Raw genomic sequence first — 21,674 nt, 5'->3', positions numbered from 1 at the left:
TGCTCGTCGCGCCGTCCCGGCGCAGCCACGTGCCCGCTGCCGGACGCACGAATCGATGGTCAGCAGACCCTACCATGACCTGCAGTGTGCAACGGCTGCCCCAGATCAATCTTTAGTGCGGACGGTCGGGCGTCAGGTCGCCGCCAGCAATGCACGCGCCGCCGCCAGGGCGGCATCGTAGTCGAAGGCGGCAATGCAGCGCAGCAGGTTGGCGCCATCCGGGCCCAGCGCCTGCAGGATGGCCGCCGATTCGCGCGCCAGCGCGCCGGCACGGGTGTCGCCGGCTTCGAGCAGCGGCAGCAGGCGCTCGACCACCGCCCTGGCCTCGCCGGCACACGGCCGCGGCGGCGGTTCCGAAGCCGCGTCGCCAGCGCCGAGCCAGCGCAGCAGCAGCGTGTAAAAGGCTTCCGGCTCGACCGGTTTGGCGATGAAGTCGTCCAGTCCTGCCGCCGCACAGGCGGCGCGGTCGTCGGCAAAGGCGTTGGCGGTGACCGCGACGATGTGCACATGCGCCCAGCCGGGAAGCGCGCGCAGACGGCGTGTGGCGTCGGTGCCGTTCATGCGCGGCATCTGCAGATCCATCAGCACCAGGTCGTAGCGCTCGCCGGCCGCGCGCTCCAGCGCCTCGACGCCGTCGGCGGCGACGTCTGCCTGCAGGCCCGCGTCGCGCAGCAGCGCCAGCAGCACCTCGCGGTTGATGTCGTGGTCTTCGACCAGCAGGATGCGTTTGCGGCCGAAATCCCGTTCCAGGCGCGCCCGCGCGTCGACCACGAACGGCACCGCCAGATCGGCCATGTCGGCCACCACGCCGAGCCGGGCGGTAAACCAGAAACGGCTGCCGCGCCCCGGCTCGCTGCTGACACCGGCATCGCCGCCCATCAGGCGCGCCAAACGGCGTGTGATCGACAGCCCCAGTCCGCTGCCGCCGTACTTGCGCGTGGTCGATGCATCGGCCTGCTCGAAGGCGCTGAACAGGCGGGCGAGATCGTGCGCCTCGATGCCGATGCCGGTGTCGCTGACCTCGAAGCGCAGCAGCACGCTGTCGTCGCCACGCTCGACCACGGCGACGCTCAGCGTGACGCTGCCCTGCTCGGTGAACTTGACCGCATTGCTGAGGTAGTTCAGCAGCGCCTGGCGCAAACGGGTGACGTCGCCGCGCAGCGTCGCCGGCACGCCGTCGTCCGTCTGCACGCGCAGGGCCAGGCCGCGTTCCTCGGCGCGCTCGATCATCATCGAGCGCGCCTGTTCGAGCAGCCCATCGAGGCGGAAGGCGGCCGCTTCGAGCACCAGCTTCTCCGCTTCGACGCGCGACAGGTCGAGCACGTCGTCGATGATGTGCCGCAGATGTTTGGCCGCCGCACCGATCTTCTGAGCGTGCTCGCGCTGCGAGGCGTCGAGCGGCGATTTCCACAGCAGGTGCGTCAAGCCGATGATGGCATTCATCGGCGTACGCATCTCGTGGCTCATATTGGCGAGAAACTGGCTCTTCGAGCGGTTCGCCGCTTCGGCCGCCTCCTTGGCGACGGCCAGTTCGGCGGTGCGCGACTGCACCTGCTCCTCCAGATGCGTGCGGTGGCGGCTCAGTTCGAGTTCCATCCGCCGACGTTCGGTCACGTCCTGCACGGTGCCGCGCAGGCGCACCACACGGCCGTGCTCGGTCACCGGCGTGCCGAGCACGCGTACCCACTTCTGGCGCCCGGCCCGGGTGGACATCTGCGCCTCGATATCCCACGGCTCGCCCCGCTCGACCGCGCCTTCGATGACCGCCTCGATGCGCAGCCGGTCCTGCTCGCGGAAAAACTGCAGGGCGCTGGCCAGCGTGTCGACCGACGCCGGATCCGCCTCGTGAATGCGCGCAACCTCGTCGGTGGCGCTCAGACGACCGCTTTCGAGATCGACCGCCCAGGCGCCGATGTGCGCCAGTTCGCCGATCTGGCGCAACAGCGTCTCGCGTTCCTCCTGCGCCTGCATTGCAGCGACCCGCTGGCTGAGGTCGGCGAGGACGCAATGCGTGCGCTCGAAATTTCCCCGCGCATCGACTTGCACGCGCCCGACCAGCCAGACAACGACGGCGTGGCCGTCGCGATGCTGCAGTCGCAGTTCGGCCTGTATGCGCTCGTCGCGCTTGAAACGCTCGAAGGTGGCCGCGAATTCCGCGCGCTCGGCCGGCATCCAGAAGTCTCCGAAAGCGCGGCCCAGCAGTTCGCCCTCGCGATAGCCGAGCAAGGCGCACAGCATGGGATTGACGTGAATGTAACGGCCCTGCGCGTCGAGCGACTGGTAGGCCACCGGGAAATGTTCGAACAGGGTACGGAATCGCTCTTCGCTGTCGCGCAGCGCACGCTCGGCGTTGAGCCGCTCGGTGATGTCGCGCGCCACGCCGTACATGCCGATCACGTGCCCGCTGGCGTCGCGCAGCGGGCCCTTGGTGCTGAGGAAGATGCGTTCGCCGTCGGCGGTCGGCAGGTGCTCCTCGAAGCGCACCACCTGCCCGCCGGACATGACGATGCGGTCGTTGTCCATCGTGCGGCGCGCCACCTCCGGCGCCAGCAGCTCGGCGTCGGTGCGGCCGAGCATGGATGTCTCGGGAATGCCGAGCAGGCGCACGACTTCCGGATTGCTAACCAGGTAGCGCCCTTCGCTGTCCTTGGCAAACACCGGGTCGGACGAACTTCGGACAATCGCATCGAGCAGCGATTCGGCACGCGCGCGGGCCGTCAACGACACGTTCTCGCGCTCGAGCGCGTCGAGGGCGCGCCCGGTGAGGCGGCGCATCAGCAGATATAGCGCGCCGGCGGTGACGGCAACGAAGGCCCAGCCCTTGAAGGTGCTGGCCAGCGCAAACCGCTTCGGATCGTCGGTCAGCGCGAGCAGCAGTTCGTCCGACAGCAGTATCCACAGCGACGCGATGCCGGTGTAGGCGAGCACCGTCATCCGCATGCCCCAGATCGCGTCGCTGCGTGCCTGTCCCGACGGGGACGCGGCGGACCACTCAGACCGGGTCGGCATGTCGCCTCGCGATGTCGATGAAATCGGAATAACGCTCGATGAACACGTCGACGACGTCCGGATCGAAATGCGTGCCGCGCCGCTCGACGATGTGGGCCCGGACCTCGTCGGCCGGAAACGGCGACTTGTAGACGCGGCGCGACATCATCGCGTCGAACACGTCGGCCACCGTCATCAGCCGTGCCGCCAGCGGGATCGCCTCGCCGGCCAGCCCGTCGGGGTAGCCGCTGCCATCCCAGTGCTCGTGGTGCCAGTGCGCGATGTCGCGCGCCAGAGCGAGGAAGGCGGCCGGTTTCACCTCGTCGCGCTCGGCAAACTCGATGGCGCGCGCCCCCATCTCGGCGTGCGTCTTCATCACCGCCCACTCGTCGGCGTCGAGCTTGCCGCGCTTTTGCAGTATGTGGTCCGGAATGCCGACCTTGCCGATGTCGTGCAGCGGCGCCGACTGGGTGAGCAGGTCGATCCAGGCCGGCGTCAGTACCGGCGCGAAGCGCGGGTTGCCTGCCAGCGCCTCGGCCAGCACCCGTACGTAGGCCTGGGTGCGGCGGATGTGGCGTCCTGTCTCGTGGTCGCGCGTCTCGGCCAGATTGGCCAGCGCACGGATGCTCACCGCCTGGATCTGCTCGTTCTCTTCCATGCGCCGGCTGACTTCGGCCTCCAGCCAGGCGTTCTGATCGCGCATCAGGTCGCGCGCCAGCTTGGCCTGCAGATGGGCGCGCACGCGCGCAAGCAGCACGGCCGGCTTGATCGGCTTGGAGATGTAGTCCACCGCGCCCATGGCCAGCCCGGCTTCCTCGTCGCCGGCCTCGGTCAGCGCCGTGACGAAGATGACCGGAATCCCGCTGGTCACGGGATCGTTCTGCAACCTCTCGAGAACCGTGTAACCGTCCATGCCGGGCATCATCACGTCGAGCAGGATGAGCGACGGCGCATCGCGGTCGGTGGCCAGCCGCAGCGCGGCGACACCGTTCTTCGCCGCCTTCACGCGATAGCCGGCATTGCGCAGCAGGCCGTCGAGCACTTCCAGGTTTTCCGACATGTCGTCGACGATCAGTATCGTCGTGCTCGCAGGGTCCAGTCGCTGGTGCAAGGTAATGATTTCCGCGTGCGCTTTGTAACATGCGGAGACTGCACCGGTTAGGTGCGGCCGACAACATCTGTGTGCGCAAACAGATCGGAAACGCAGGAATTTTTACAGTCTGCCCGCCACGGCGGCCGGTGGCGGACGGACCGTTGCGGTCAGGCAGTCATTCGGCGGGCGGCTTCAGCGCGAAACTGAGGGTGGCGAAATGTTCGACCAGATCGACCTTGCCATCGCCATCGCCGCGTGCGACGTATTCGGCGCGGATCACGTTGAGGCCCTGGTTGCGCACCGTGACGGTCGCCAGCCCGTCGGCATCAGTCCGCGCCGGGGGGCCGTCCGGGTCATTGACCAGGTCCGGCCACACCTCGACACCGGGCAGCGGCCGCCCTTCGTGCAGCACGCGCACCGTCAGCGCGTCTCCGCTGCGCTGCGGAAAGCGCTTCCCGACGGCCACGATCTGGAACGCCATGCCGGCCACCGGCTGCATTTCACCGGCCGGCGCCGCCAGAAGATGCGTGCCGTACTTCAGGTAACGGCCGGTGGTGGTGGCGCCGGGCACCGTGTCCTTCGTCCCCGCCATCCACTTGCCCGAAGGCAGGCGCGACCAGTGGCCGTTGTCCATCGTCGTCGCCAGCACGGCGGCCGCGGCGTCGGCGCTGACGAACACCATGGGCTCGGCCGGCACGGTACGCACCACCGCCGGACGACCGGCCGCGTCGAAGGCCTGCAGCGCCGTGATGCGGTCACGGCGGCTGAACACCTCGACGTCCTCGGCGCCTTCGCCGTAGACCAGCGCCAGCCGACTGGCACGCTGGGCGAACCAGATGCCGTGCGCCCAGCCGGGCGTTGCCATCGTCAGCAGCAGCAGCGCCGCCACCATGCGGAATGCGTTCATCGCGCTCCCCCCGCTCAGAAATCGACGGTGGCCGACAGCAGCAGCATGCGCGGCGCACCCTGCACCAGGCTGCCGTACTGCGACACGCCGGCCCAGTAGTTGCGATCGAAGGCATTGCGCAACTGGGCGCGGAAGACGGTTGCGCGGCCGGCCACCGTGGTGCGGTAGCGCGCGCCGAGGTCGACGGTGGTCCAGTCCGGCACGCGCAGCGTGTTGGCGCGGTCGACGTACTGGCTGCCGGTGTGCATCACGTTGCCGGTCAGCGTCACGCCGGGCAGGAAGGTTGCGTCCCACTCGGCGCCGAGGTTGGCCATGAAGGACGGCACGCCGACCGCCGTGCGGCCCAGCGTCGCAGCAGAATTGGTCTGCGTCAGATCGGCGTCGAGCAGCGTCACGCCGCCGAGCAGACGCAGGCCGGGCGCGGCTTCGCCGGACAGCGCCAGTTCGACGCCGCGGTTGCGCTGTTCGCCATCGACCGCGAACACGGTGCCGGTCAGCTGGCCGCTCGGCTTGGTGATCTGGAAGGCGCTCAACGTGGCGATGACGCCGCCGATCTCGGCCTTCACGCCCACTTCGTTCTGCCGCGCCTTGTACGGTGCGAACACCTCGCCCGCGTTGCTGGCCGACGGCGGCGCGATGTCGCCGCGGCTCAGACCCTGGATGTGGTTGGCGTACAGCGCCACCCGCTGCCACGGCTTGACGACGATGCCGACCAGCGGCGTCAGCGCACTTTCGTCGTAGGCCGTCGTCAGCGCGCCGTTCAACGGGTTGAAGTTGTCGGTTTCCACCCGCTGGCGGCGCACGCCCAGCGTGAGCTGCAGGCGCTCGTCATACATCGACAGCGTGTCGGACAGCGCGAAACCGCTCAGTTCGGTGACCGACACGCGCGGCACGTCGCCCGCCAGCTGCACGTCCTGCGCCGGGCTGTCGAAGGGCGCGTACAGATTGGACAGCACCGCGGTGCCGTTGGCCGAAATGCGCCCGAGGCGGTCACGGTAGGTGCTGACCTGCGCACTCACCACGTGACGCACCGGGCCGGTTCCGAAGCGCGCGCGCAGGCCCGCTTCTGCGGTGCTGCGGTCGACGTCGAAGCGGAAGCGCTGCGGCACCGTGCTCGTATCGCCGGCCGCATTCAGTACGGTCGGATTGCCGAACAGGCGATCGACCCGCGTGCGTCCGCCACCGACGCCGGCAAACAGCGTGAGCTGCTCGCTCGCCGCGTACTCGACGCGGGCCAGCACCGACTGGTCCTCGGTTTCGAAACGCTCCCAGCGCTGCGACACGTTGCGCCGTCCGTCGGGCGCTGACGGCACCGCCACGCCAGCGCCGAGGAATGGACGGCGCGACGGCGCGTCGATGTCCTCGCGCTGATCGACGATGTCCAGCGTGGCGCGCAGCCTGTCGCCGCTGTAGTCGAGCGCCAGCGCGCCGACGGTTGCCGCGCGAGACTGCTTGTCGATGCCGGTGTCACCGTCATGCACGCTGCCGTTGAAACGGATGCCGAGGCGACGATCCGGCCCGAAGCGGCGGCTCAGGTCGAGGTGGCCGCCGTACTGCGCATTCGGCGACGCGCTCGCGGTGAAGCGCGTGAGGTCGTCGGCGCCGGCGCGCTTGGGCACGATATTGATGGTGCCGCCCACGCTGCTGGCCGGCGACATGCCGTAGAGCAGCGCGGTCGGCCCCTTGATCACCTCGATGCGCTCGGCGTAGTCGACCCGCACGCGGTAGTTCGGCGCCACGCCATGCACGCCGTCGAAGGCGATCTCGCCCGAATTCTGGTCGCCGATCGGAAAGCCGCGGATGAAGAAGGTGTCGAGGATGTCACCCGGGTGGCCGGAGATGCGGATCGACGGGTCGTTGCCGACGACGTCGGCCACGCTGACCGCCTGCCTGTCCTCGATCATGCCGACGCTGTAGCTGCTGACGCTGAATGGCGCGTCCATCACGTCGGCGTTGCCCAGCATGCCGAGGCGTCCGCCGCGCGCCATCTGGCCGCCCGCCTGCAGGGCCGGCAGCGGATGGAGGGATTCGGCCTCGGCGCGCACGCGCACCGCGTCCAGCACCGGCACCTCGCCGCCGGCCGACGACGGACGCGCGGCGCCCCTGCGTACGGCGTAGCCGCCCCCGCGCGCGACAGCCTCGAAACCGGTATCGGCCAGCAGCGCCTGCAGTGCGCCCTCGACGGTGTAGTCGCCCTCCAGCCCGCGCGAACGTACGCCAGCCAGCTGCGCCGCTTCGTAGGACACATTGACGCCGGCAATACGCGCGTAGCGGTCGAGCGTCGTGGCCAGCGGACCTGCAGGCAGGCTGAAATGCAGCACGCCGGCCGCCGATGGCGCGGCAGCCTCCTGCGCACGGACAGCATGCGGCAGTGCGGCCGCCGTCATGGTCAGGCCCAGCAGGGCGATACGCAACGCGGCAGCGAGCGTCTTCAACGGGGGATGCGCGCGCGCCGGCGACGCGTAAGCGGAAAGAGGAGCATTCATGACGGTGTTCGAGTCCGGTTGGAAGAAGCGCCACCCAAACGGGCGCCTTCACTGCAGAGGCCGGACGAGACCGCGCATCCCCTCACTTCAGTCGAAAATTTCTTGGGCGGCCGTGTTCAGCCTGTCCGGTCCGCCTCGACGATGACCCAGTAGCGGGTGCGGTAGCGCACGACCACCGGCTGCACCTGCGCCAGGAAGCGCAACGCGCGCTCGGTGTCGCGCACGTGGAACACGCCGGACACGCGCCAGTCCGCGATCTGCGGATCGCAGACGATGCGGCCGCTGCGGTAGCGCGACAGTTCGGCCAGCAGGTCGGCCAGCCGCATGTCGCGGCCGGTGATGACGCCATCCGTCCACGCATCGTCATCCGCATCCGCCGCGACCGGCCGCGAGGTGCCTGTCGGGCCGAGCACACTGCGCTCGCCGCTGTGGATCACGACGGTCTCGCCGCCGTCGGCCGGATGCACCTCGACTGCGCCCTCCTGCACGCTGACCCGCACCTCGGAGCGCTCCAGCCGCACGACGAAACGGGTGCCCAGCGCGCGCAAGGTGCCGAAGGGCGTGCTGACCCAGAACGGGCGCTTCGCGGCAGCGCCTGCATCGTCGCCGGTGGTGATCATGATTTCGCCACGGCGCAGCACCAGCACACGGCGCTCAGCGGAGAAATCGGCGCTGATCGCGCTGTCCGTGTTCAGCATGACGACGCTGCCGTCGGCCAGACGCAGCGTGCGCTGTTCGCCGACTCTCGTGCTCGCGTCCGCCAGCAGACGCTGCCAGGGCGTGGTCTCGCGCACCACCCATCCGCTCGCCAGCGCCACGCCGGACAGCGACAGCACGCGCAGGGCGCGTCGTCTGCCGACCGCGGCCCCGCGGCGCCCGGCCTCGGCCGCCTGCAGCACGTCCTGCGCCAACCTTGCCGGCAGGCCGGAGAAGTCGCTGCGCAGCGCCGCCACCCTGCCCCACGCCTGCGCGTGGCGCGGATCGGCATCGAGCCAGCGCGCGAAGGCCTGCTTCGCCGCCGGCGTCGCGGTGTTGTAGTCCAGCCGCACCGACCACGCGATCGCGGCGTCGACGATGTCGTCCGGCAGACGCTCGCTGGCCGCGGCAGACAGTCCGCCGCTCACGATTCGAAACGCAGCGCGTAACAGTGGCGCAGCGCGCGGGCGACGTAGCGCTCGGCGGTGGCCAGCGACACACCGAGCCGGCTGGCGATCTGCGGGCAGCTCAGGCCTTCGAGCTGCGCCCACAGGAAGGCCGTGCGCACCTGAGGTTTCAGGCTGTCGAGCATGCGGTCGATCTCGATCAGCGCCTCCAGCACCAGCGCGCGATTTTCGGGCGACGGCGCTTCGGCTTCCGGCAGCACCGCCAGCGTATCGAGCCAGGCGCGTTCGAGTGCGCGCCGGCGCCAATGGTCAATCACCAGGCCGCGCGCGATGGTCGACAGATAGGCGCGCGGCTCATGGGCACGCACCGGCTGCTGCCGCGTCAGCACGCGGATGAACACGTCCTGCGCAATATCGGCGGCCTCCATTGCGTCGCCCAGCTTGCGGCGCAGCCAGCCCTGCAGCCAGCCGTGATGACCCCTGTAGAGATCCTCCGCCTCCCGCTGCAGCTCACATTCGACAGTCCGCACTGCGCACTCCCCTCGCGCCCGGTCCGCGGCTGCAGACAGGCATCAATGCAATTGATAATTGTTCGCATTGTAGAGAGGGAGGGCGCGGGCGGCAATCGGCGACAGAGAACGGCGACCGGAAAAGAAAAACCCCGGAGCAGGTCCGGGGTTATCTGTCGCTTCACGCGCCCGCAGGGCGGTGCATCACTCCCATTCGATCGTCGCCGGCGGCTTGCCCGAGATGTCGTACACCACCCGGTTGATGCCCCGCACCTCGTTGATGATGCGGTTGCTGACGCGGCCGAGCAGGCTGTGCGGCAGTTCGGCCCAGTGGGCGGTCATGAAGTCCTGGGTCTGCACCGCGCGCAGCGCGACGACCCATTCGTAGGTTCGACCGTCGCCCATCACGCCGACCGACTTCACCGGCAGGAAGACGGCAAAGGCCTGGCTGGTGAGGTCGTACCAGCTCTTGCCGGTCTGCGGGTCGATGGTGGCGCGCAGTTCCTCGATGAAGATGGCGTCGGCGCGGCGCAGCAGGTCGGCGTACTCGGCGTGGATCTCGCCGAGGATGCGCACCCCCAGACCCGGCCCCGGGAAGGGGTGGCGGTACACCATGTCGCGCGGCAGGCCGAGCGCCACACCCAGTTCGCGCACCTCGTCCTTGAACAGTTCGCGCAGCGGTTCCAGCAGCTTGAGGCCCAGCTGTTCCGGCAGGCCGCCCACATTGTGGTGGCTCTTGATCGTGGTGGCCTTCTTGCTCTTGGCGCCGCCGGATTCGATCACGTCCGGGTAGATGGTGCCCTGGGCGAGGAAGGTGGCGCCCTTGTGGCCACCGTCGCCCGCCTTCAGCTTGGCCGCTTCCGCCTTGAACACCTCGACGAACTCGCGGCCGATGATCTTGCGCTTGGCTTCCGGGTCGGACACGCCCTTCAGGTGGCCGAGGAACTGGTCGGCCGCGTCGACATGGATCACCCGCGCGTGCAGGCGACCGGCGAACATGTCCATCACCATCTTGCCTTCGTTCAGACGCAGCAGGCCGTGATCGACGAACACGCAGGTGAGCTGGTCACCGATGGCGCGGTGGATCAGCGCAGCCGCCACCGACGAATCGACGCCGCCGGACAGGCCGAGAATGACCTCTTCGTCACCGACCTGTTCGCGGATGCGCTCGACCGCTTCGGCGATGTAGTCGCCCATGATCCAGTCGCCCTTGCAGCCGCACACGTCGAGCACGAAGCGGCGCAGCAGGTCGGCGCCGCGCGCGGTATGGGTGACTTCCGGGTGGAACTGCACGCCGTAGAAACGGCGCGCCTCGTCCGCCATGCCGGCGATCGGACAGCTGTCGGTCGACGCCATCACGACGAAGCCCGGCGGCAGTTCGGTCACCTTGTCACCATGACTCATCCACACCTTGAGCATGCCGTGGCCCTGCTCGGTGCGGAAATCCTCGATGCCGTCGAGCAGCTTCGTATGGCCGCGGGCGCGCACTTCGGCATACCCGAACTCACGCACCGTGCCCGCCTCCACCTTGCCGCCCAGCTGCTGCGCCATCGTCTGCATGCCGTAGCAGATGCCCAGCACCGGCACGCCCAGATCGAACACCGCCTGCGGCGCACGGTCGGTCGATTCCTCGTAGGCCGACATGTGGCTGCCGGACAGGATGACGCCCTGCGCGCCAAAGCCGCGCACGAAATCGTCGCTCACGTCGCACGGATGGATTTCGCAATACACGTGCGCCTCGCGCACGCGGCGCGCGATGAGCTGGGTGACCTGGGAGCCGAAATCGAGGATGAGGATCTTGTTGTGCATGGGGTATTCAGGAATCAGGGGACAGGGGCTGGGGACTAGGGGGAGTCCGCGAGGCGCGACGAGAGGGAGGCTTGCAAACCTCTGATCATCCGGCCGAGTTCATCGGCGTCCTTCAGCGTAACGTTCATTCGTTGCGCATCCACGTAATCAAGGCGATGCGAAAGAAGGAGCTGGGTTTCGATCTCGGCAAGAGAGCCGGCAGCGATCGACAGAAAACGCAGGAAATCACGCGTGGAGCTTCTTGCATGGCCTTCTGCGATATTCGAGGGGACCGAAACGGCGGCACGTCGCAACTGGCTCACCAGCGCGAAGCGCTCGCCTTCGGGGAAACTCCGGCTCAGGGAATAGACAGCAAGGGCAAGATCCATTGCTCGTTGCCAGACCAGCAAATCGCGATAGCTGCGCACCTCGCTCATCCAGCCCCGGCCCCTCCAGCCCCTGGCCCCTGTTCCCCAGCCCCTCAATCAACGTGATAGTTCGGCGCTTCCTTGGTGATCTGCACGTCGTGCACATGCGACTCGCGGATGCCGGCCGAGGTGATCTCGACGAACTGCGCCTTCGAGCGCATTTCGTCCACCGTGGCGCAGCCGCAGTAGCCCATCGATGCGCGCAGGCCGCCCATCAGCTGGGTGATCACGTTCACCACCGGGCCCTTGTAGGGCACGCGGCCTTCGACGCCTTCCGGCACCAGCTTGTCGGCGTTGGACGCCGGGTCCTGGAAGTAGCGGTCGGCGGCGCCCTGCTGCATCGCGCCGAGCGAGCCCATGCCGCGGTAGGACTTGTAGGAACGACCCTGGAACAGTTCGATCTCGCCCGGGGCCTCTTCGGTACCGGCCAGCAGACCGCCCAGCATGACGGCGTTGGCGCCGGCGGCGACTGCCTTGGCGATGTCGCCGGAGTAGCGGATGCCGCCGTCGGCGATCATCGGCACGTCGGTCGAGGCGAGTGCGGTGGCGACGTTGTCGATGGCGGTGATCTGCGGCACGCCGACACCGGCGACGATGCGGGTGGTGCAGATCGAACCGGGACCGATGCCGACCTTGACGCCGTCGGCGCCGGCATCGACCAGCGCGCGCGCAGCGTCGGCGGTGGCGATGTTGCCGCCGATCACGTCGATGTGCGGGAAGGTGCGCTTGACCCAGCTCACGCGGTCGAGCACGCCCTGAGAATGGCCGTGCGCAGTGTCGACGACGATGACGTCAACGCCTGCTTCGGCCAGCGCTGCGGCGCGGTCTTCGGTGCCTTCGCCGACACCGATCGCAGCGCCGACACGCAGTCGGCCGTGCGCGTCCTTGGCGGCGAGCGGGTGTTCGGTCGACTTCAGCATGTCCTTGACCGTGATCAGCCCGCGCAGCGTATCGTTCTCGCCCAGCACCAGCACGCGTTCGAGGCGGTTCTTGTGCATCAGCGAACGCGCTTCGTCGAGCGACGCGCCTTCGCGCACGAACACGACGCGCTCGCGCGGCGTCATGATGCGCGAGACCGGCTGGTCGAGATTGGTTTCAAAACGCAGGTCGCGGTTGGTCACGATGCCGACCACGCGCTCGCCATCGAGCACCGGGAAACCGGAAATGCGATGGCTGCGTGTCAACCCGTGCAGCTCGCGAACCGTCATATCGGGAGAGATGGTGATCGGGTCCTTCAGGACACCGGCCTCGAAACGCTTCACCTTGGCCACTTCGGCTGCCTGCTGCTTGGCGGTGAGGTTCTTGTGGATGATCGCGAGGCCGCCTTCCTGGGCCAGCGCGATGGCCAGCCGGGCTTCGCTGACGGTGTCCATTGCGGCGGACAGCAGCGGAAGATTGACGCGGATGTTGCGGGAGATACGGGTACTGAGACTGACGTCGCGCGGCAGCACATTGGAGTGCGCCGGCACGAGGAGCACGTCGTCGAAGGTCAGCGCCTTCTGGATAACACGCATGACTACTTTCCCAACTAGCAAAAACGTATTATACGCCGGTCGACGCAGCCGTCTGCACCCGGCCCTGAAAGCCGCGCCAGAAGGCGCTCAATCGAGGAGTTGTGAAGTGCTCGTCCGTATCGCCGCAGCCGTGCTGCTCAGTGTTCCGCTCGCCTGCGCCGCCCAGGTCTACCAGTACAAGGACGCCCAGGGACGCACCGTTTTTTCCGACACCCCGCCGCCGGGCGCCAACGCGACGAAGAAGAACATCAATCCGCCGCCGCCGTCCGGCGACAGTTCGGGTTCGGTGCAGGAGAAGCTGCAGGAGTTCCAGAAACGCCGCGACGAACGGCTGGAATCGGAAGCCAAACAGGCCAAGGAACAGGCCGAGAAAGACCGGATGGCCGAGAACTGCACCCGGGCGCGCAGCAAGCTCGCGGCGCTGCAGTCGGGCCAGCGCATCGTGCGCTTCAACACCCAGGGCGAACGCGAATTCCTCGACGACGCCGGGCGGGCGAAGGAAATGGAAGAAGCGCAGAAGTCGGTGTCGGAGTGGTGCAAGTAAGGACGCGGATCAGGCCGCCGGTTCGGCCTCACCGCCGCCCTTCTTGAGCACCTTGCCCTCGGCGGCGCGCTGTCGCCGCACTTCCTTCGGGTCCGCGATCAACGCGCGGTAGATTTCCACGCGGTCGCGATCACGCAGCACCTGGTCGGCCTTGACCAGCTTGGAAAAGACGCCGAGCTTGTTCTTCGCCAGATCGATGTCCGGATACTTCTGCAGCAGTCCGGACGCCTCGACTGCCTGCTGTGCGGTGGCACCTGCGGCCAGTTCCATCGTCACGATGTCCTGCCGCTCGGGCAGCGCATACGCAACCTGCACGTGGATCTTGTCGCTCATCACTGCGTTCCCTGCCCGTACTGGCGATCGGCCTGCTTCACGAAGGCGTCGACAAAGGTGTTGGCGATATGGCTGAACACCGGCCCGACCACCTTCTCGATCAGCCGGCTCGAAAACTCGTAATGCAGGTTGAACTCGACCTTGCAGGCGACCTCGCCCAGCGGCGTAAACAGCCAGGTGCCGTCCAGCCTGTTGAACGGTCCTTCGACCAGGCGGATGGTCATGCTGCGCGGGAACACCTTGTCGTTGGCGGTGACGAAGTGAGCCTTGACGCCGTGGTAGTTGATGTCGATACGCGCGCGCGTCAGCACCTCGGTGCGCTCGATCAGCTGGCTGCCGCCGCACCAGGGCAGGAACTGCGGATAGTGTTCCACGTCATCGACGAGGCGGAACATCTGTTCGGCACTGCGCTCGATGAGCACGGTTTTTCGGACTTCGGCCATGTCATCAGAAGGTAAAATCGCAATTCTATCCGCGGCGGCGCACCCGACGCAGCCCCGATTTCATTTCAGCACGCCCCTCACCGGTTTCACTTCATGAGCATTGCCGACAACAAGAAGGCCTTTCACGACTACTTCATCGAGGAACGCTTCGAAGCGGGCCTCGTGCTCGAAGGCTGGGAGGTGAAAGCGATCCGCGCCGGCCGCACGCAGCTGAAGGAAGCGTACGTGGTGCTCAAGGGCGAGGAGGTGTACGTGATCGGCATGCACGTATCGCCACTGCCGACCGCCTCCACCCACATCAAGCCCGACCCGACGCGCAGCCGCAAGCTGCTGCTGCACGCGAACGAGATCAGCAAGCTGATCGGTCTGGTCGAGCGCGCCGGCTACACGCTGGTGCCGCTGAACCTGCACTACACCCGCGGCCGCATCAAGCTGGAGATCGGTCTGGCCAAGGGCAAGAAGCAGTTCGACAAACGCGAGACCGAGAAGAAACGCGACTGGGAGCGCGAAAAGGCGCGCCTGATGCGCGACCGCGTCTGAGCGGAACGATCAGGCTTCCGCCAGTTCCGGCAGCGTCGTCCGCGCGTCGTATCCGGTGCGGGCGATGTGCTCGGCCAGCATGGTGTCCATGGTCGAGGCGTGGTGCTCGAACCACACTGGCAGTTCGCGCACCAGCGTACGCACGATGCCCGCATCGCCGGCCGCCGCCAGGCGTCTGACCTCGCGCAGCACCTCGAGCACGCGCTCGTGTTCGCCACGATGGCAGTGCAGCGGCGGAAAGTCGGAAGCCTCCATCCACACGTCCTCCTGCGCGAAATGCGCTTCGGTGTGCGCCACCAGTTCATCGAGTACCGGCAGCGCAGCGGGGGCCGTCGCATCGTCAAGACGGGCCAGCAGTTGCATGAATTCGCGGTGGATGTCGTCCATCGGCGCCAGGCCGAGTACGTGTTCCTGCTTCAGTTCGAGTGCGGACATGGCGGCTCCTTTCGTGGATGGCGCGCACTGTGCCCGCCGGGCGGACGGTGCACCTTGATCCAGATTAGGTTTGCGCCGTGTCGCGGCCGCCACAATGGCGCCGCGGCGCGGAGGCGCCGGGGCCGGCGGTGCTAAAGTGCGGCCAGATCACGAGAACACGACATGAGCCAAGAAGCCCCCACCCACATCGCCCACATCGGGCTTGGCGCCAACCTGGCGGATCCGGAAAAGCAGGTACGCGCAGCGCTCGACGAACTGGCCGCCACGCAGGGCATCGTGCTCGAACGGAAATCGTCGCTCTACCGCACGGCGCCGATCGGCTACGACAACCAGCCCGATTTCATCAACGCCGTTGCGCGCGTACGCACGACGCTGGAACCGCAGGCCCTGCTCGACGCCCTGCTCGACATCGAGCGCACGCACGGCCGCGTGCGCGAATTCCTGAACGCGCCGCGTACGCTGGATCTCGATGTGCTGCTGTACGAGGACCGCGTGATCAACACCGACACGCTGAACGTGCCGCACCCACGCGCGCACCTGCGCGCCTTCGTGCTGCTGCCGCTGCTGGAGGTGTCGCCGGACGTAGTGATTCCGGGCATCGGACCGGCGAACGCCTGGCTCGCCCACTGTCAGGACCAGCCCATCCAGCGCGTCGCCGAGTAAGTCGGACGCCGCCGTCGATGGTGCCCCTGTCGGACCGCCGCAGTCGCGGCCAAGGCCGCTCCCACAGGGAGAGGCGCCCGAGCCGCGGCCGGAGTCCGAGCGACGGTTCTGTGGGAGGGGTCTTCTGACCCCGACAACGGCCTGCATCGAAGCCTGCGGCAGCGGCGCGATCGCCGTCACTTGCCAATGCCGCAACTGACTGCCGCCCGGCGGGCCGCCGGATCAGCAACTCAGATGCAGGGGCTCAGAAGCCCTGGGCGAACACGCGCTGCGCCCAGATCAGGGCGGCCAGCGTCTTGGCGTCGGTTAGTTCGCCACGCCAGACCGCCGACATTGCGGCTTCCAGCGACAGCGCGGTGACTTCGAGGAACTCACCTTCGTCGAGCGAAGCGCCGACGTGGCGCAGCCCACGGGCGAGGAAGATTTCGATGCGTTCGTCAGAATAGCCGATGCAGGGGTGCATCGTGCCCAGGTGTTCCCAGCTGTCGGCCTCGTGGCCGGTTTCCTCGCGCAGTTCGCGGATGGCCGTCTGTTCGATCGGCTCGCCCGGATCGATCTTGCCAGCCGGAAATTCGAGGAAGACGCGCCGCGGGCCGTAGCGGAACTGACGCTCGAACACCATGCGCCCGTCCGGCAGGATGGCGATGATGACGACGGCGCCCGGATGCTTGATGTACTCGCGGATCGCCTGCTTGCCGTCCGGCAGGCGGACCTGATCCTGATAGACCTTGAGCAGGACACCGTCGTAGACCTGACGGCTGTCCAGCGTGCTTTCGGTCAGGTCCTCCGCCATCCGTCGCTTACTTCAGCGCCTGGCCGAGGGCCGACGCACACAATGCGAGCAGCGACTGCGGCATCAGGCCGATCAGCGCGATCGCCAGCGCATTGACCGACAGCAGCGCGCGCATTTCGGTCGAGGCGACCAGCGGGCTGTTGTCGAGCGGCTCGTCGAAGTACATCAGCTTGACGACGCGCAGGTAGAAGAAGGCGCCGATCAGCGACAGCAGCACGGCGAACACCGCCGTGTAGATGTAGCCGGCCGCGACGACCGCCTGCAGCACGGCAAGCTTGGCAAAGAAGCCGATGAAGAACGGAATGCCGGCCATCGAGAACATGACCATCATCAGCACCGCGGCGAACCACGGACTGCGACGGTTCAGGCCCTTCAGGTCGTCCAGCGTCTCCGCTTCGACGCCAGCGCGCGTCAGCACCAGCAGCGTGCCGAAGGCGGCCGAGCTCATCAGCACGTAGGCGATGGTGTAGAACATCGCGCTGCCGAAGGCGTAGGACAGGTGGATGTCACCCGAGGCACGCAGTTCGATCACGCCGCTGACCAGGCCGAGCAGCATGAAGCCCATGTGCGAAATGGTCGAGTAGGCCAGCATGCGCTTGACATTAGTCTGCGCGATGGCGACCACGTTGCCGAGCGCGATCGACAGGATGGCGAGCAGCATCAGCATCTGCTGCCACTCCACCGCCAGCGTCGGCAGGCCGTCGACCAGCAGGCGGATCGCCATTGCGAAACCGGCCAGTTTGGGCGCCGAGCCGATCAGCAGCGTGATCGCCGTCGGCGCGCCGTGATAGACGTCGGGAATCCACATGTGGAAAGGCACGACACCGATCTTGAAGGCCAGGCCGGCGACCAGGAAGACCAGGCCGAAGCGCAGCACCTCCATATTGGTCGCGGGGTCGGACAGCTTGCGGGCGATGGCGGAAATTTCCAGCGTGCCGGTCGCACCATAGATCATCGACATGCCGTACAGCAGCAGGCCGGAAGCCAGCGCACCGAGCACGAAGTACTTCATCGCCGCTTCGGTCGACCGCGCCGATTCGCGGTCCAGCGCGACCAGCGCGTAGATCGCCAGCGACAGCAGTTCCAGGCCCAGGTAGAGCGTCAGGAAGTGGTTGGCCGAAATCATCACCTGCATGCCCAGCGTCGCAAACAGCACCAGCAAGTAGTACTCGCCACGCTCCAGACCGCGTGCCATCAGGTAATCGCGGCTATAGACGACGACAGCGAACACGGTGATGTAGAGGCAGCTCTTCAGCACGTCGGCGAGACGGTCATCGACGAACATGCCGCTGAAGGTGAGCGTGGTGTCCGGCCCGGCAGTGCCGACCTGGATGGCGAAGGCGCCGGCCAGCGTCGCCAGCGTCAGCACATAAGGCAACCAGCCCTGGCGTTCGGACTTGAAGAGGTCTGCGAGCAGCACGACGCAGGCCATCACCAGCACGAAGATTTCGGCCGATGCGGGGAAGAAGTCAGGCAGAGGGAAGTTCATTCTTTTGGTCCGTCAGAGCTTGCCGGCTGCGACATGGTCGAGCAGCTGGTTCACGGTCGCATGCATGATTTCGGTCACCGGCTGCGGCCAGATGCCCATGGCCAGCGTGCAGACGGCCAGCACGCCGAGGATGAGCATTTCGCGCGCATTGATGTCGCTCAGTTCGGCGACATGGCTGTTGGCGACGTCGCCGAACACCACGCGCTTGTACATCCACAAGGTGTAGGCCGCGCCGAGGATCAGCGTGGTGGCGGCGGCAAAGCCGGTCCAGAAATTGAACTGGATGGCGCCGAGCACGACCATGAATTCGCCGATGAAGCCGGAGGTGGCCGGCAGGCCGGCGTTGGCCATCGCGAACAGCAGGAACAGCGCGGCGAACTTCGGCATCGTATTCACGACGCCGCCGTAGTCGGCGATGTTGCGGGTGTGCATGCGGTCGTACAGCACGCCGATGCAGAGGAACATCGCGGCCGACACGAAGCCGTGCGAAATCATCTGCACCAGGGCGCCTTCGATACCCAGCGGATTGAAGATGAAGAAGCCCAGCGTGACGAAGCCCATGTGCGAGATCGACGAATAGGCGACCAGCTTCTTCATGTCGGTCTGCGCCAGCGCGACCAGGCCGATGTAGATCACCGCGATCAGCGACAGGCCGATCACCACCGGCGCGAAGTGCTGGGCAGCATCCGGCACGATGGGCAGCGAGAAGCGCAGGAAGCCGTAGGCGCCGAGCTTCAGGCCGATTGCCGCCAGCACGGCCGAACCGCCGGTCGGCGCCTCGACGTGGGCGTCCGGCAGCCAGGTATGCACCGGCCACATCGGCACCTTCACCGCGAAGCTGGCGAAGAAGGCCCAGAAGATCAGCGACTGCGCGGTCATCGCCAGCGGCTCACGGTGCCAGTCGAGGATGGCGAAGCTGCCGCTCTTGTGGAACAGGTAGAGCAGCGCGACCAGCATCAGCAGCGAGCCGAGCAGCGTGTAGAGGAAGAACTTGAAGGCCGCATAGACGCGGTTCTTGCCGCCCCACACGCCAATGACCAGATACAGCGGGATCAGCGACGCTTCGAAGAACACGTAGAACAGGATGCCGTCGAGCGCCGAGAAGATGCCGTTCAGCAGGCCCGACATGATCAGGAACGCGGCGAAGTACTGCGAGGGCTTGTATTCGATCACCGTCCAGCCAGCCATCACCACCAGTACGGTGATGAAGCTGTTCAGGATGACGAAGGGCATCGAGATGCCATCGACGCCGAGGTGGTAGTTGATGTTGTAGTCGCGCACCCAGGGCATCAGCTCGACGAACTGCATGCCGGCACTGGCGGTATCGAAGCCGGTGTAGAGCGGAATCGTGACCAGGAAGCCGAAGATGGCCGTGACCAGCGCGATCAGTTTCGAGAAGGCCACATTGCGGCCGTCGCCACTGGCGAGCACGAGCAGACCACCGGCAATCGGCAGCCATACGGCAAGACTGAGAAGGGGAATATCGGTCATTTCTTTGTTTGTTCAGCCGACACGTTCACCGGTCAGGGCAACCGCGTCTGGCACTCCCTCTGAATTCACGCCACGGGCGGCACCCTCACCGCCCGCACCACATCACTTGAAGCCCAGTCTCCACAGCAGCAGGAGACAGACACCGATCACCATTGCAAACGCGTAGCGGTAGATGTACCCGGTCTGTATGCCGCGGGCGAGGCGCGCAAACGCGCCGACAGCCGAGGCGGAACCGTTGATCAGCACACCGTCGATGATCGTGCGGTCGCCCGCGGCCCACAGGCCGCGACCCAGCAGACGGGCGCCACCGGCGAAGACGATCTCGTTGAAGCGGTCGAAGTAGTACTTGTTCTCGAGCACCACATTGATCGGGCGGAAGATCGGCGCGATACGGCCCGGCAGCGAGGGCATCGCGATGTACATGACCCAGGCCAGCACGACGCCACCCAGCGCGAGCCAGAACGGCAGCGCGGTGAAACCGTGCATCGCCATGCCGGCCGCCGAGTGGAAGTGCTCGCCAACCTTGGCCAGCACGTCGTGCTCCGGCAGCACGGTCACGACGCCGTCGAACCAGTCGCCGAACAGCATGGGCTGCACGGTGAAGTAACCGATGAACACCGACGGGATGGCCAGCAGCGCCAGCGGCACCCACACCACCCACGGCGACTCGTGCGGCTTCTCGCCCGGCGCGAGGCCATGGTGCTCGTCGTGGTGGTCATCGTCGTGATGATCGTCGCCGTGCGCAGAGTGATCGTCGTGCGCCTTGCCGAAGTTCTCCGGGCCGTGGAACACGCGGAAATACATGCGGAAGGAGTAGAAGGCGGTGATGAACACACCGGCGACCACGCAGAAGTAGGCGTAACCGGCACCCGGGATCGTCGAGAAATGCACCGCCTCGATGATCGAGTCCTTCGAGTAGAAGCCGGACAGGAAAGGCACGCCGATCAGCGCCAGCGAACCGAGCAGCGAGGTGAACCAGGTGATGGGCATGTACTTCCACAGGCCGCCCATGTTGCGCATGTCCTGGTCGTGGTGCATGCCCATGATGACCGAGCCGGCACCCAGGAAGAGCAGCGCCTTGAAGAAGGCGTGGGTCATCAGGTGGAACACCGCGGCCGAGTAGGCCGACACGCCCAGCGCCACCGTCATGTAGCCGAGCTGCGACAGCGTCGAGTAGGCAACCACGCGCTTGATGTCGTTCTGGATGATGCCGAGGAAGCCCATGAACAGCGCGGTCGTCGCGCCGATCACCAGCACGAAGGACAGCGCGGTTTCCGACAGTTCGAACAGCGGCGACATACGGGTGACCATGAAGATGCCAGCCGTCACCATCGTCGCCGCGTGGATCAGCGCCGAAATCGGGGTCGGGCCTTCCATCGAGTCGGGCAGCCAAACGTGCAGCGGCACCTGGGCCGACTTGCCCATTGCGCCGATGAACAGGCCGATACACACCGCGGTCAGCAGCGGCCAGTCGGTGCCGGCGACGGTCATGGTGACCAGCTCTTCGCGCTTGGCGAACACCTCGGCGTAATTGAGCGTGCCGGCGTAGGCGGCGATCAGGCCGATACCGAGCAGGAAGCCGAAGTCACCGACGCGGTTGACCAGGAAGGCCTTCAGGTTGGCGTACACCGCGGTCGGGCGCTTGAACCAGAAACCGATCAGCAGATAGGACACCAGACCCACCGCTTCCCAGCCGAAGAACAGCTGCACGAAGTTGTTGCTCATGACGAGCATCAGCATCGAGAAGGTGAACAGCGAAATGTAGGAGAAGAAGCGGTTGTAGCCCGGATCTTCGGCCATGTAGCCGATGGTGTAGAGGTGCACCATCAGCGACACCGAGGTGACGACCAGCATCATCATCACGGTCAGCTTGTCGATCTGGAAACCGATTTCCATCTTCAGATCGCCACTGGTTGCCCAGGTGTAGAGCGCACCATTGAAGCTGTTGCCGGCCTGCACGTCCTGGAAGATGACCCAGGACGCGACCAGTGCCACGGCGACGCCGAGGATGGTGACGCTGTGCGCGACCCAGCGCGGAATGACGCGGCAGAACAGGCCGGCGATGATGGCGCCGAACAGCGGCGCGAGCGGGACGAGCAGATAGAGCTTTTGCATCGATGTCATGTC

The 21,674-nt window shown here is 66.7% G+C and carries 19 protein-coding genes; 3 read left to right on the top strand and 16 right to left on the bottom strand.

Annotated elements, in window-relative coordinates; all coding sequences use genetic code 11:
* Nucleotides 1–132 precede the first annotated feature (132 nt).
* The 9 genes from IV112_RS07925 to guaB all read right to left on the bottom strand — a co-directional run bounded on the left by IV112_RS07925 (nucleotide 133) and on the right by guaB (nucleotide 12,816).
* The gene (locus IV112_RS07925) at nucleotides 133–3,009 is read right to left on the bottom strand and encodes a PAS domain S-box protein (protein WP_304002586.1); all 2,877 of its coding nucleotides are present in this window, start codon (nucleotides 3,007–3,009) and stop codon (nucleotides 133–135) included.
* Nucleotides 2,993–4,099: an HD-GYP domain-containing protein gene (locus IV112_RS07920; RefSeq protein ID WP_304002584.1), complete on the bottom strand. Its 1,107-nt coding sequence runs from the start codon at nucleotides 4,097–4,099 to the stop codon at nucleotides 2,993–2,995. Before IV112_RS07920 ends, IV112_RS07925 begins: the two co-directional genes overlap by 17 nt.
* 157 nt (nucleotides 4,100–4,256) lie before the next feature.
* Complete coding sequence (locus IV112_RS07915; RefSeq protein ID WP_304002581.1) at nucleotides 4,257–4,988, bottom strand: DUF4198 domain-containing protein; 732 nt, start codon at nucleotides 4,986–4,988, stop codon at nucleotides 4,257–4,259.
* A gap of 14 nt (nucleotides 4,989–5,002) precedes the next feature.
* On the bottom strand, nucleotides 5,003–7,474 hold the full coding sequence (locus tag IV112_RS07910) for a TonB-dependent receptor (RefSeq protein ID WP_304002579.1): 2,472 nt from the start codon (nucleotides 7,472–7,474) through the stop codon (nucleotides 5,003–5,005).
* A gap of 116 nt (nucleotides 7,475–7,590) precedes the next feature.
* Nucleotides 7,591–8,598: a FecR domain-containing protein gene (locus IV112_RS07905; RefSeq protein ID WP_304002578.1), complete on the bottom strand. Its 1,008-nt coding sequence runs from the start codon at nucleotides 8,596–8,598 to the stop codon at nucleotides 7,591–7,593.
* Nucleotides 8,595–9,107 (bottom strand): sigma-70 family RNA polymerase sigma factor, encoded by a 513-nt coding sequence (locus tag IV112_RS07900; RefSeq protein ID WP_304002576.1) that lies wholly within the window; start codon nucleotides 9,105–9,107, stop codon nucleotides 8,595–8,597. The genes IV112_RS07905 and IV112_RS07900 overlap by 4 nt, the downstream gene beginning before the upstream one ends.
* Nucleotides 9,108–9,290: 183 nt before the next feature.
* On the bottom strand, nucleotides 9,291–10,895 hold the full coding sequence (gene guaA, locus IV112_RS07895; protein ID WP_304002573.1) for a glutamine-hydrolyzing GMP synthase: 1,605 nt from the start codon (nucleotides 10,893–10,895) through the stop codon (nucleotides 9,291–9,293).
* A gap of 35 nt (nucleotides 10,896–10,930) precedes the next feature.
* Nucleotides 10,931–11,311, bottom strand: a complete 381-nt coding sequence (locus IV112_RS07890) for a four helix bundle protein (protein ID WP_304002571.1) — start codon at nucleotides 11,309–11,311, stop codon at nucleotides 10,931–10,933.
* Nucleotides 11,312–11,355: 44 nt separating this feature from the next.
* Nucleotides 11,356–12,816 (bottom strand): IMP dehydrogenase, encoded by a 1,461-nt coding sequence (gene guaB, locus IV112_RS07885; protein WP_304002569.1) that lies wholly within the window; start codon nucleotides 12,814–12,816, stop codon nucleotides 11,356–11,358.
* A gap of 106 nt (nucleotides 12,817–12,922) precedes the next feature.
* Between guaB and IV112_RS07880 the strand changes: the two genes are divergently transcribed.
* On the top strand, nucleotides 12,923–13,360 hold the full coding sequence (locus IV112_RS07880) for a DUF4124 domain-containing protein (protein ID WP_304002568.1): 438 nt from the start codon (nucleotides 12,923–12,925) through the stop codon (nucleotides 13,358–13,360).
* A gap of 9 nt (nucleotides 13,361–13,369) precedes the next feature.
* Here the strand turns inward: IV112_RS07880 and IV112_RS07875 are convergent, their stop codons facing one another.
* Both IV112_RS07875 and IV112_RS07870 read right to left on the bottom strand, forming a co-directional pair.
* Nucleotides 13,370–13,693: an RnfH family protein gene (locus IV112_RS07875; protein WP_304002566.1), complete on the bottom strand. Its 324-nt coding sequence runs from the start codon at nucleotides 13,691–13,693 to the stop codon at nucleotides 13,370–13,372.
* On the bottom strand, nucleotides 13,693–14,136 hold the full coding sequence (locus tag IV112_RS07870) for a type II toxin-antitoxin system RatA family toxin (protein WP_304002564.1): 444 nt from the start codon (nucleotides 14,134–14,136) through the stop codon (nucleotides 13,693–13,695). The genes IV112_RS07875 and IV112_RS07870 overlap by 1 nt, the downstream gene beginning before the upstream one ends.
* A gap of 93 nt (nucleotides 14,137–14,229) precedes the next feature.
* On the opposite strand from IV112_RS07870, the gene smpB reads away from it, so the two are divergent.
* Nucleotides 14,230–14,676 carry an SsrA-binding protein SmpB gene (smpB, locus tag IV112_RS07865; RefSeq protein WP_020165267.1) on the top strand — a complete coding sequence of 149 codons (447 nt, stop codon included), beginning with the start codon at nucleotides 14,230–14,232 and terminating at the stop codon, nucleotides 14,674–14,676.
* 9 nt (nucleotides 14,677–14,685) lie between these two features.
* On the opposite strand, the gene IV112_RS07860 is transcribed toward smpB, so the two are convergent.
* On the bottom strand, nucleotides 14,686–15,111 hold the full coding sequence (locus IV112_RS07860) for a hemerythrin domain-containing protein (RefSeq protein ID WP_304002561.1): 426 nt from the start codon (nucleotides 15,109–15,111) through the stop codon (nucleotides 14,686–14,688).
* A gap of 162 nt (nucleotides 15,112–15,273) precedes the next feature.
* Between IV112_RS07860 and folK the strand changes: the two genes are divergently transcribed.
* Nucleotides 15,274–15,774, top strand: a complete 501-nt coding sequence (gene folK / locus IV112_RS07855; protein ID WP_304002559.1) for a 2-amino-4-hydroxy-6-hydroxymethyldihydropteridine diphosphokinase — start codon at nucleotides 15,274–15,276, stop codon at nucleotides 15,772–15,774.
* Between the two features lie 244 nt (nucleotides 15,775–16,018).
* On the opposite strand, the gene IV112_RS07850 is transcribed toward folK, so the two are convergent.
* From IV112_RS07850 to nuoL, 4 genes are all read right to left on the bottom strand, one after another.
* Nucleotides 16,019–16,567, bottom strand: a complete 549-nt coding sequence (locus tag IV112_RS07850) for an NUDIX domain-containing protein (protein ID WP_304002557.1) — start codon at nucleotides 16,565–16,567, stop codon at nucleotides 16,019–16,021.
* Between the two features lie 7 nt (nucleotides 16,568–16,574).
* Entirely contained in the window at nucleotides 16,575–18,056 is a 1,482-nt protein-coding gene (gene nuoN / locus IV112_RS07845; protein ID WP_304002553.1) for an NADH-quinone oxidoreductase subunit NuoN, read from the bottom strand.
* 12 nt (nucleotides 18,057–18,068) lie between these two features.
* Nucleotides 18,069–19,547, bottom strand: coding sequence for an NADH-quinone oxidoreductase subunit M (locus IV112_RS07840; RefSeq protein WP_304002551.1), 1,479 nt, complete (start codon nucleotides 19,545–19,547; stop codon nucleotides 18,069–18,071).
* 102 nt (nucleotides 19,548–19,649) lie between these two features.
* Nucleotides 19,650–21,671, bottom strand: a complete 2,022-nt coding sequence (gene nuoL / locus IV112_RS07835; protein ID WP_304002548.1) for an NADH-quinone oxidoreductase subunit L — start codon at nucleotides 21,669–21,671, stop codon at nucleotides 19,650–19,652.
* Nucleotides 21,672–21,674 lie beyond the last annotated feature (3 nt).

It is taken from the genome of Methyloversatilis discipulorum (assembly GCF_018780585.1).
In the GTDB taxonomy this organism is placed as follows: Bacteria; Pseudomonadota; Gammaproteobacteria; order Burkholderiales; family Rhodocyclaceae; genus Methyloversatilis; species Methyloversatilis discipulorum_B.
The sequence above is the reverse complement of the archived record's forward strand: the minus strand, read 5'-3'. Positions and strand labels throughout refer to the sequence as shown.

Coding starts and splice junctions, on each gene's coding strand:
- IV112_RS07910 (WP_304002579.1), bottom strand. CDS start 7,474: ATGAATGCTCCTCTTTCCGCTTACGCGTCGCCGGCGCGCGCGCATCCC.
- IV112_RS07870 (WP_304002564.1), bottom strand. CDS start 14,136: ATGGCCGAAGTCCGAAAAACCGTGCTCATCGAGCGCAGTGCCGAACAG.
- IV112_RS07890 (WP_304002571.1), bottom strand. CDS start 11,311: ATGAGCGAGGTGCGCAGCTATCGCGATTTGCTGGTCTGGCAACGAGCA.
- IV112_RS07915 (WP_304002581.1), bottom strand. CDS start 4,988: ATGAACGCATTCCGCATGGTGGCGGCGCTGCTGCTGCTGACGATGGCA.
- smpB (WP_020165267.1), top strand. CDS start 14,230: ATGAGCATTGCCGACAACAAGAAGGCCTTTCACGACTACTTCATCGAG.
- guaA (WP_304002573.1), bottom strand. CDS start 10,895: ATGCACAACAAGATCCTCATCCTCGATTTCGGCTCCCAGGTCACCCAG.
- nuoL (WP_304002548.1), bottom strand. CDS start 21,671: ATGACATCGATGCAAAAGCTCTATCTGCTCGTCCCGCTCGCGCCGCTG.
- nuoN (WP_304002553.1), bottom strand. CDS start 18,056: ATGAACTTCCCTCTGCCTGACTTCTTCCCCGCATCGGCCGAAATCTTC.
- IV112_RS07875 (WP_304002566.1), bottom strand. CDS start 13,693: ATGAGCGACAAGATCCACGTGCAGGTTGCGTATGCGCTGCCCGAGCGG.
- IV112_RS07925 (WP_304002586.1), bottom strand. CDS start 3,009: ATGCCGACCCGGTCTGAGTGGTCCGCCGCGTCCCCGTCGGGACAGGCA.
- IV112_RS07850 (WP_304002557.1), bottom strand. CDS start 16,567: ATGGCGGAGGACCTGACCGAAAGCACGCTGGACAGCCGTCAGGTCTAC.
- folK (WP_304002559.1), top strand. CDS start 15,274: ATGAGCCAAGAAGCCCCCACCCACATCGCCCACATCGGGCTTGGCGCC.
- IV112_RS07860 (WP_304002561.1), bottom strand. CDS start 15,111: ATGTCCGCACTCGAACTGAAGCAGGAACACGTACTCGGCCTGGCGCCG.
- IV112_RS07840 (WP_304002551.1), bottom strand. CDS start 19,547: ATGACCGATATTCCCCTTCTCAGTCTTGCCGTATGGCTGCCGATTGCC.
- guaB (WP_304002569.1), bottom strand. CDS start 12,816: ATGCGTGTTATCCAGAAGGCGCTGACCTTCGACGACGTGCTCCTCGTG.